Genomic DNA, 10,193 nt, shown 5'->3' on the forward strand with positions numbered 1-10,193 from the left:
TTCCTGAAGGGTTAATAAACAACCAGATGAAAAGAAAGGGTTAATATCTTAGATGGGATGTTATTTTACCGGATGGCAACTCGCCATCCGGTATTTCACGCTTAGATGTTAATTACTACCAAACATATCCTTGATCCAACCGGCTACACCGTCGCTGTCTTTCTGCTCTTGCTGAGCAGGTTGCTGTTGCGGCTGTTGCTGCGGCTGAGAAGACTGATCAAACGGATTGCCTGACGGCTGCTGCTGCATCTCGCTCTGCTGGCACAGCGATTGCGGATCGCTGGTCCAGACCGGCAAGACACGCATGCCACCGCTGCAAACAAAGTTGCCGTCGTAGTCCACGCCCATATCTGCAATATCTTCTGGCGGAACAAGATTCAGCGGCGTTGGCGTCTGGTTAGCCAGATAACGCTGATAAATCGACATTGCCCCGCTGGCTCCATACAGTTTGGTCGGCTGGTTGTTATCACGGCCTACCCAGGTGATGGTCACCGTGCTGCCGTCAATGCCTGCAAACCAGGTATCTACGTTATTGTTGGTAGTCCCTGTTTTCCCTGCCAGATGCAGGTTCGGGTATTTCGCCCCAAGCTGACGACCCGTACCACGTTGTACCACCTGCTGCATGGTCCATAGTGTCAGATACGCCGCCTGCGCCGGAACAGCGCGTTCTGCCTGCGGGAAGCTCTGATACAGCACCTTGCCATCTTCCGCGATTACCGAACGCAGTGCAGAAAGCGGTGCACGGTTACCACCGCTGGCGATGGTCTGGAACGCCTGCGCCACTTCGATTGGCGTTAAGTTCAACGCCCCCAGCAGCATCGCCGGAACCGGATGCAGCTGATCTTTCGGTACGCCCAGTTTGATCCAGGTATCCGTAACTGCAGGCAGCCCCAGCGCCATCCCCAGATTTACCGTCGGCACGTTCATCGAACGGGTCAACGCATCCACCAGCATCACTCTGCCGCTTTCGCTATAACGACGGTCATCGTTCTGCGGTGACCAGACCTGGCCATTCGGCTGACGCAGCGCGATTGGCGCATCGGCAATCCACGTGTTCAGGCGATAGATTTTCGGCTGGCTTAAAGCCGTCAGATAAGTCGCTGGTTTTGCAAGGGAACCAATCGAACGACGCGCCTGCATCGCACGGTTGTAGCCCGCAAACTGCGGCTCAGAACCTCCGACCATCGCACGAACTTCACCACTAAAGCGGTCGACGACCACAATCGCAGTTTCAAGATCGCTCAACTTACGCTGTTTCTTCAGTGCCGGAATGCCTTCCACGGCGGCTTTTTCTGCCGCGTCCTGGGCCACCGAGTCAAAGGTAGTGAAGATCTTCACGCCGGAGAGATCTTTTACCTTATCGCCTAATTTCGCCTGCAGCTCCTGACGCACCAGTTGCATAAAGGCTGGCTGTGGAGAGATCACCCCACCGCGTGGCTGAACACCCAGCGGACGGGCACTCAACATGTCATAGAGTTCTTGATCAATAATCTGTTGCTGTTGCAGCAGACGCAGCACCAGATTACGTCGCTCCAGCGCCAGTTTTGGGTTACGCCACGGGTTGTAGATGGACGCTCCTTTCACCATGCCGACTAACAGCGCCTGCTGGTCGAGGCTTAGCTCTTCTACCGGGCGACCAAAGTAATACAAGCTCGCCAGCGGGAAGCCGCGGATTTCGTTGTCGCCGCTCTGACCGAGATACACCTCGTTCATATACAGCTCAAGAATACGGTCTTTGCTGTAACGCGCGTCCATGATCAGCGCCATGTAAGCTTCGTTCGCTTTACGCCAGTAAGAACGCTCACTGGAGAGGAACAGGTTTTTCACCAGCTGTTGCGTCAGCGTACTCGCACCCTGTACCGTGCGTCCGGCGGTCAGGTTTGCCAGCACCGCACGTCCGATTGAGTAGAGACTGATTCCATCATGCTCGTAAAAATGACGGTCTTCTGTCGCCAGCAAAGTATCCACCAGCAAATCCGGGAAACCACTGCGCGGCACAAACAGACGCTGCTCACCGTTTGGCGAAGAGATCATGGTGATCAGACGCGGATCAAGACGGAAAAAGCCGAACTGACGGTTGTTCTCCATATTGACGATCGTCGCCAGATGATCGCCATCAAAGGTCAGACGCGCGCGCACCTGCCCTTCTTTACTGTCCGGGAAATCAAACGGACGGCGGATCATCTCAATGCTGTTGGCCTGCACGGTAAATTCGCCAGGACGGGTCATTTTCGACACCTGGCGATACTGGGTCGCCTCCAGCAGCTTCACCATCTCGTTCTTGCTGATGGTCATGTCTGGCTCAAGGTTGACCATTCGGCCATAAACTGCCGCAGGCAGTTGCCAGACCTTGCCATCAATACGGCTACGAATTTTTTGATCGAGATAAACGCCGTAAATGGCGATCAGCACGGCAAAAACGATAGCCAGTTTTAACAGCAGCCATAGCCAGCCGCGTTTGCCACGAGGCTTACGCCCTTTGCCTTTGCCCTTACCTTTGCGCGGCATCGGTCCTTCATCCTCATAGTCATCATAATCGTCGTAATCATCGTCATCTTCGTAACGACGACGGCTTACCTTTTGTTTGACCGGACGCGTCGGTTTCCCTTTGCGTCCAATTGGCTCGCGGTCATTCCCGGCCATGCTTTTTCTCCGCAATATTCAGGCGCAAAGGCCCGATTTTCTGTTCTTCTGTTGCAAGACAGAAGAAGATATCTCTCAAAATTTGTGCTCGATCGGTCCCCTCTCCCTTGAGGGAGAGGGAGAAAACCAAGCTTACGAATACTTTTTCGTCCGTCGCGTCGGTGCCGTGTTTGCCGGGTCGTCCGGCCAGACGTGTTTGGGATAACGCCCTTTCATCTCCTTTTGCACCTCACGATACGCCCCTTTCCAGAAGGCCCCCAAATCACGCGTGATTTGCAGCGGCCTTTGGGCAGGGGAAAGCAACTCCAGCACCAGCGGCACGCGCCCCTGGGCGATCGTCGGATTGGTGGCCTCACCAAACATCTCCTGCATTCTCACCGCCAGCGCGGGCGGGTTATCTTCATGATAACGAATGGCGATCCGGCTTCCCGTCGGCACAGTGTAATGCGCAGGCAATTCACTATCCAGACGTTGCTGCATTCCCCAATCAAGTAATCCGCGTAGTGCCTGATAAATGTCGAGTGATTTCAGGCCGCGTAGTGAATGTACGCCAGTCATATGTGGCAGCAGCCACGTTTCCAGCGTCGCCAATAAACTTTCATCATCAACCGCTGGCCAGTCATATTCCGGCAACCACTTTGCGGCGCATAACAAACGCAAGCGTAGCTGTTCCGCTTCCGGCGTCCAGTTGAGCACGCTTAAACCTTTATCGCGGATGCCATTAAGCATCGCCTGATGCAACTCGTCTTCCGAGGGTTTCGCCAGCGGCTGCACTTTCACCGTCAGCAGACCGATTTGCAGCCGACGCCAGGCTTTCAGCGTACCTTGCGCGTCATCCCACTCCACAGTGTCAGACTGCTGTACCAGCTGCGGGCAGCGTTGTACTAACTCATCAATATCGACCGGCAGCGCCAGTAAAATCCGCGCATCCGGCGAGGCGCTGCCCTGCAATAATAACGGTGCGATCAACCATTCGTGGCGGCTTAGCGCGTCGTCGGCATCGAGCATCGCTCCCATGCCGTTTGCCAGTTGATAGCGTCCATCTTGCCCACGGCGACGAGCAATGCGATCGGCAAACGCCCCGGCAAGTAGCGGCGCGATAAGCGAACTGTCTGCCTCACCGCCACGTACGTTTAAGCGTTTTAACAGTTGCTGACTACGTTGCTGCCAGGCTGGTTGATTGCGCGAAAACGCCACGCCCAGGTCACTATTGCCCATCCGTGGAGGCTCTTCGAGAATGGCGGCAATTTTTGCCGCGGTAGCAGCTTCGTCGTCGTTCTTCGCGCTAACCAGCATTGCCGCTAAACGCGGATCGTTACCCAGCGCTGCCATTTTTTGCCCCTGCGCACTAAGCCGTTCACCCTCCAGCGCCCCCAGCATTTGTAACAGGCGTTTCGCGGCCAGTAGATTCACCGTTGGCGGTTGATCCAGCCAGCTCATCTGCGCCGGATCGCTGCATCCCCATTGCAGTAATTCCATCAGCAAACCGGAAAGATCGCTTTGTAAGATTTCCGGTTCACTTTGCGCGGCAGCGCGTTCTGCTTGTTCCTTGGCGATTAAATGCAGGCAGATACCCGGCTCCAGACGCCCGGCGCGCCCGGCACGCTGCGTCATGGATGCCTGGCTAACGCGTTGAGTAATCAGTCGCGTAAGCCCCGTGCGCGGATCAAAACGCGCCACACGCTCCTGGGCACAATCCACCACCAGACGAATACCTTCAATGGTTAAACTGGTTTCAGCAATATTGGTCGCCAGCACCACTTTGCGCATCCCTTGCGGTGCCGGGAGGATCGCTTTTCGCTGATCGTTCAGCGACAACGCGCCATACAGCGGGCAGAGCAATACATCACTGCCGATGCGCGAAGCCAGTTGTTCCTGCACACGCTGAATTTCTCCGACGCCAGGTAAAAATAACAGTAATGATCCGCTTTCCTGACGCAGCATTTCAGCGGTGGCTACCGCAACGGCATCGTCAAAACGCTGATGCGCGGGCAGCGGTAAATAACGGCGTTCAACCGGAAACGAGCGCCCTTCTGAGATGACGACAGGCGCTTCTGGCAGCATTTGCTGCAAGCGGTCGTTGTCCAGGGTAGCCGACATAATCAGCAGTTTAAGGTCATCACGCAGACCTTGTTGCACATCGAGTAACAGCGCCAACGCCAAATCCGCCTGCAAGCTGCGCTCATGAAATTCATCAAGGATCACCAGTCCAACACCGCTCAGTTCCGGGTCACGCTGGATCATGCGCGTCAGCACGCCTTCGGTAACCACTTCCAGGCGGGTATTCGGCCCGACGCAGTTTTGCGCACGCATCCGGTAGCCAACGGTATCGCCTGGCTTTTCGTTAAGCAGCTCCGCCAGCCGTTGCGCGACGTTACGCGCCGCCAGACGACGCGGCTCCAGCAGGATAATTTTCCCGTTAATGCCGGGATGCGCCAGCAGTTGCAGCGGCAGCCAGGTTGATTTCCCGGCCCCGGTCGGCGCACTTAATAATACCTGCGGCGCACAATCGAGAGCGGTAAGTAATTCAGGTAAGACGGCAGCAACGGGCAACGACGACACAAAACGCTCCAGAGGGTTAACATTCTTCGCGCCACATTGTAGCATCGCGGTAATTCATAACCGAGTGCCTCACATGTCTGAACCGCAACGTCTGTTCTTTGCTATCGACTTACCTGCAGAAATCCGCGAACAGATTATCCATTGGCGCGCCACACACTTCCCACCTGAGGCGGGACGTCCGGTCGCCGCCGATAATTTGCATCTGACTCTGGCATTTTTAGGCGAAGTGAGCGCCGAGAAAGAGAAGGCGCTTTCTCTTTTAGCCGGACGGATTCGTCAACCTGGTTTCACACTCACGCTTGATGACGCCGGACAATGGCTGCGTTCGCGTGTGGTGTGGTTAGGGATGCGTCAGCCGCCACGCGGCTTAATCCAGCTGGCGAATATGCTCCGTTCACAGGCTGCCCGCAGCGGTTGTTTTCAAAGCAATCGTCCGTTTCATCCACATATTACCTTATTGCGCGACGCCAGCGAGGCGGTGACAATCCCGCCGCCAGGTTTTAACTGGTCGTATGCGGTGACGGAGTTCACCCTTTACGCCTCCTCGTTTGCCCGTGGACGCACACGCTACACGCCGCTAAAACGCTGGGCGCTAACGCAATAACAAGGATTGTCGCAATGGAATTCTCTCCCCCTCTACAGCGCGCGACGCTAATTCAGCGTTACAAACGTTTTTTAGCCGATGTGATCACACCCGATGGTCGCGAATTAACGCTACACTGCCCGAATACGGGTGCAATGACCGGTTGTGCAACGCCTGGCGATACCGTCTGGTATTCGACTTCAGACAACACCAAACGGAAATACCCACACACCTGGGAATTAACTCAAAGCCAGAGCGGCGCATTTATTTGCGTCAACACGCTTTGGGCTAACAGGTTGACGAAAGAGGCTATCCTTAATGAATCAATTTCAGAACTGTCAGGCTATAGCTCGCTGAAAAGCGAAGTAAAATACGGCGCAGAACGCAGCCGTATTGACTTTATGTTGCAGGCGGATTCGCGTCCAGACTGCTATATTGAAGTGAAATCGGTTACGTTAGCGGAGAACGAACAGGGATATTTTCCCGATGCGGTCACTGAACGAGGTCAGAAACACCTTCGGGAGTTGATGAGCGTAGCGGCTGAAGGCCAGCGTGCGGTTATCTTTTTCGCCGTGCTGCATTCAGCCATTACACGGTTTTCACCCGCGCGCCACATCGATGAGAAATACGCGCAACTATTGTCAGAAGCTCAACAGAGGGGGGTAGAAATTCTGGCTTACAAAGCGGAAATTTCTGCTGAAGGCATGGCTCTTAAAAAATCACTGCCGGTTACATTGTAGTAAAGTAAGTAACTGGTTAATTTACATTCTGGTCGCGTGCGCAAATACGCTTTTCCTCACACAGTTGTCAAGTGTTACGTTTAGATAATTGCTATCCGGAAAAGCATCTGCTATTTATAGCGGCCTCATTTTTCCCCCGAACATGGGGATCGATAGTGCGTGTTAAGGAGAAGCAACATGCAAGAAGGGCAAAACCGTAAAACATCGTCCCTGAGTATTCTCGCCATCGCTGGGGTGGAACCATATCAGGAGAAGCCGGGCGAAGAGTATATGAATGAAGCCCAGCTGGCGCACTTCCGTCGTATTCTGGAAGCATGGCGTAATCAACTCAGGGATGAAGTCGATCGCACCGTTACACATATGCAGGATGAAGCAGCCAACTTCCCGGACCCGGTAGACCGTGCAGCCCAGGAAGAAGAGTTCAGCCTCGAACTGCGTAACCGCGATCGCGAGCGTAAGCTGATCAAAAAGATCGAGAAGACGCTGAAAAAAGTGGAAGACGAAGATTTCGGCTACTGCGAATCCTGCGGTGTTGAAATTGGTATTCGCCGTCTGGAAGCGCGCCCGACAGCCGATCTGTGCATCGACTGCAAAACGCTGGCTGAAATTCGCGAAAAACAGATGGCTGGCTAATTACAGCCGTTCCATCACGTTTACCACAGGCGGGAAATGCTCCCGCCTTATTTTTTGTTCAAAGAGATGACAGACACACAGTATATTGGCCGCTTCGCCCCCTCTCCTTCCGGCGAGCTTCATTTTGGCTCTCTGATCGCCGCGCTCGGCAGCTATTTGCAGGCTCGCGCCCGGCAAGGTCGCTGGCTGGTACGCATAGAAGATATCGACCCGCCTCGTGAAGTTCCCGGTGCCGCAGAAACTATCCTGCGCCAGCTGGAACATTACGGTCTGCACTGGGACGGCGATGTTCTCTGGCAATCGCAACGTCACCACGCCTATCGTGAAGCACTCGCCTGGTTACATGAACAAGGACTAAGTTATTACTGCACCTGTACGCGTGCGCGTATTCAAAGCATTGGCGGTATTTACGACGGTCATTGCCGGGTGTTGCATCATGGACCAGACAATGCCGCAGTGCGTATCCGCCAGCAGCATCCGGTCACGCAATTTACTGACCAGCTGCGCGGCATTATTCACGCCGACGAAAAACTGGCACGGGAAGATTTTATCATTCATCGCCGTGATGGGTTGTTCGCCTACAACCTGGCTGTTGTGGTTGATGATCATTTCCAGGGCGTTACAGAAATAGTGCGTGGGGCTGATCTGATTGAACCAACAGTAAGGCAAATCTCGCTGTACCAGCTTTTTGGCTGGAAAGTGCCAGATTACATTCATCTGCCGCTGGCGCTTAATCCACAAGGCGCTAAACTTTCCAAGCAGAATCATGCGCCTGCGTTGCCGAAAGGCGATCCACGCCCGGTACTAATCGCGGCACTTCAATTTCTGGGGCAGCAGGCAGAAGCACACTGGCAGGATTTCAGCGTCGAGCAAATCCTTCAGTCAGCCGTCAAAAACTGGCGGCTTACCGCCGTGCCCGAGTCGGCAATTGTAAATTCAACATTCTCAAATGCGTCATGCTGAGCTATGATTAGCCGCTATTTTTTTGTCCTGAATGATGTTTGACACTACCGAGGTGTACTATTTTTACCCGAGTCGCTAATTTTTGCCGCAAGGTGCTAAGCCGCGAGGAAAGCGAGGCTGAACAGGCAGTCGCCCGTCCACAGGTGACGGTGATCCCGCGTGAGCAGCATGCTATTTCCCGCAAAGATATCAGTGAAAATGCCCTGAAGGTAATGTACAGGCTCAACAAAGCGGGATACGAAGCCTGGCTGGTTGGCGGCGGCGTGCGCGACCTGTTACTTGGCAAAAAGCCGAAAGATTTTGACGTAACCACTAACGCCACGCCTGAGCAGGTGCGCAAACTGTTCCGTAACTGCCGCCTGGTGGGGCGCCGTTTCCGTCTGGCTCATGTGATGTTTGGCCCGGAGATTATCGAAGTTGCAACCTTCCGTGGACACCACGAAGGTAACGTCAGCGACCGCACGACCTCCCAACGCGGGCAAAACGGCATGTTGCTGCGCGACAACATTTTCGGCTCCATCGAAGAAGACGCCCAGCGCCGCGATTTCACTATCAACAGCCTCTATTACAGCGTAGCGGATTTTACCGTCCGTGATTACGTTGGCGGTATGAAGGATCTGAAGGACGGCGTTATCCGTCTGATTGGTAACCCGGAAACGCGCTACCGTGAAGATCCGGTACGTATGCTGCGCGCGGTACGTTTTGCCGCCAAATTGGGTATGCGCATCAGCCCGGAAACCGCAGAACCGATCCCTCGCCTCGCTACCCTGCTGAACGATATCCCACCGGCACGCCTGTTTGAAGAATCGCTTAAACTGCTACAAGCGGGCTACGGTTACGAAACCTATAAGCTGTTGTGTGAATATCATCTGTTCCAGCCGCTGTTCCCGACCATTACCCGCTACTTCACGGAAAATGGCGACAGCCCGATGGAGCGGATCATTGAACAGGTGCTGAAGAATACCGATACGCGTATCCATAACGATATGCGCGTGAACCCGGCGTTCTTGTTTGCCGCCATGTTCTGGTACCCACTGCTGGAGACGGCACAGAAGATCGCCCAGGAAAGCGGCCTGACCTATCACGACGCTTTCGCGCTGGCGATGAACGACGTGCTGGACGAAGCCTGCCGTTCACTGGCAATCCCGAAACGTCTGACGACGTTAACCCGCGATATCTGGCAGTTGCAGTTGCGTATGTCCCGTCGTCAGGGTAAACGCGCATGGAAACTGCTGGAGCATCCTAAGTTCCGTGCGGCTTATGACCTGTTGGCCTTGCGAGCTGAAGTTGAACGTAATGCTGAACTGCAGCGTCTGGTGAAATGGTGGGGTGAGTTCCAGGTTTCCGCACCACCAGATCAAAAAGGGATGCTTAACGAGCTGGATGAAGAACCGTCACCGCGTCGTCGTACTCGTCGTCCACGCAAACGCGCACCGCGTCGTGAGGGTACCGCATGACAGTGGCGTATATTGCCATAGGCAGCAATCTGGCCTCTCCGCTGGAGCAGGTCAATGCTGCCCTGAAAGCATTAGGCGATATCCCTGAAAGCCACATTCTTGCCGTTTCTTCGTTTTACCGCACCCCACCGCTGGGGCCGCAAGATCAACCCGATTACCTCAACGCCGCCGTGGCGCTTGAAACTTCGCTCGCCCCGGAAGAGTTACTCAGCCATACACAGCGCATAGAACTGCAACAGGGTCGTGTTCGTAAAGCTGAACGCTGGGGACCACGCACGCTGGATCTCGATATCATGCTGTTTGGTAATGAAGTGATAAATACCGAACGCCTGACCGTTCCGCACTACGATATGAAGAATCGTGGATTTATGCTGTGGCCGCTGTTTGAGATTGCACCGGAGCTGGCGTTTCCTGATGGGGAGACGTTGCGTGAAGTCTTACATACAAGAGCATTTGACAAATTAAGCAAATGGTAATTTATTTATATTACGAATATAAATATTTTCTGAAAATCATACATCCTCTCTTTCCTTAATAAAAATTTTAGTTTAAACATTTTTGCAGAAACATAATATAAATTCCCGCAGATAAATATCAATCCCATCGCCATAC

8 protein-coding genes are annotated in these 10,193 nt (G+C 54.0%); 6 read left to right on the forward strand and 2 right to left on the reverse strand.

Annotated elements, in window-relative coordinates; genetic code table 11:
* Window positions 1-108: 108 nt before the first annotated feature.
* Together mrcB and hrpB are read right to left on the reverse strand one after the other, a co-directional pair.
* Complete coding sequence (gene mrcB / locus E0D98_RS17925; RefSeq protein ID WP_000918197.1) at window positions 109-2,643, reverse strand: bifunctional glycosyl transferase/transpeptidase; 2,535 nt, start codon at window positions 2,641-2,643, stop codon at window positions 109-111.
* Between the two features lie 132 nt (window positions 2,644-2,775).
* Entirely contained in the window at window positions 2,776-5,205 is a 2,430-nt protein-coding gene (hrpB, locus tag E0D98_RS17930; protein ID WP_131890800.1) for an ATP-dependent helicase HrpB, read from the reverse strand.
* A gap of 73 nt (window positions 5,206-5,278) precedes the next feature.
* On the opposite strand from hrpB, the gene thpR reads away from it, so the two are divergent.
* From thpR to folK, 6 genes are all read left to right on the forward strand, one after another.
* Window positions 5,279-5,809, forward strand: a complete 531-nt coding sequence (gene thpR / locus E0D98_RS17935; RefSeq protein ID WP_001294700.1) for an RNA 2',3'-cyclic phosphodiesterase — start codon at window positions 5,279-5,281, stop codon at window positions 5,807-5,809.
* Between the two features lie 14 nt (window positions 5,810-5,823).
* Entirely contained in the window at window positions 5,824-6,528 is a 705-nt protein-coding gene (sfsA, locus tag E0D98_RS17940; protein ID WP_000396036.1) for a DNA/RNA nuclease SfsA, read from the forward strand.
* 177 nt (window positions 6,529-6,705) lie between these two features.
* Window positions 6,706-7,161, forward strand: coding sequence for an RNA polymerase-binding protein DksA (gene dksA, locus E0D98_RS17945; RefSeq protein ID WP_001155227.1), 456 nt, complete (start codon window positions 6,706-6,708; stop codon window positions 7,159-7,161).
* Between the two features lie 66 nt (window positions 7,162-7,227).
* Window positions 7,228-8,124: a tRNA glutamyl-Q(34) synthetase GluQRS gene (gluQRS, locus tag E0D98_RS17950; RefSeq protein WP_000132718.1), complete on the forward strand. Its 897-nt coding sequence runs from the start codon at window positions 7,228-7,230 to the stop codon at window positions 8,122-8,124.
* Between the two features lie 59 nt (window positions 8,125-8,183).
* Window positions 8,184-9,581, forward strand: coding sequence for a polynucleotide adenylyltransferase PcnB (pcnB, locus tag E0D98_RS17955; RefSeq protein ID WP_010723084.1), 1,398 nt, complete (start codon window positions 8,184-8,186; stop codon window positions 9,579-9,581).
* Window positions 9,578-10,057 (forward strand): 2-amino-4-hydroxy-6-hydroxymethyldihydropteridine diphosphokinase, encoded by a 480-nt coding sequence (gene folK / locus E0D98_RS17960; protein WP_000215133.1) that lies wholly within the window; start codon window positions 9,578-9,580, stop codon window positions 10,055-10,057. Before pcnB ends, folK begins: the two co-directional genes overlap by 4 nt.
* Window positions 10,058-10,193: the final 136 nt, after the last annotated feature.

The organism is Escherichia sp. KCJ4928, from assembly GCF_004352695.1.
Lineage (GTDB): Bacteria > Pseudomonadota > Gammaproteobacteria > Enterobacterales > Enterobacteriaceae > ECMA0423.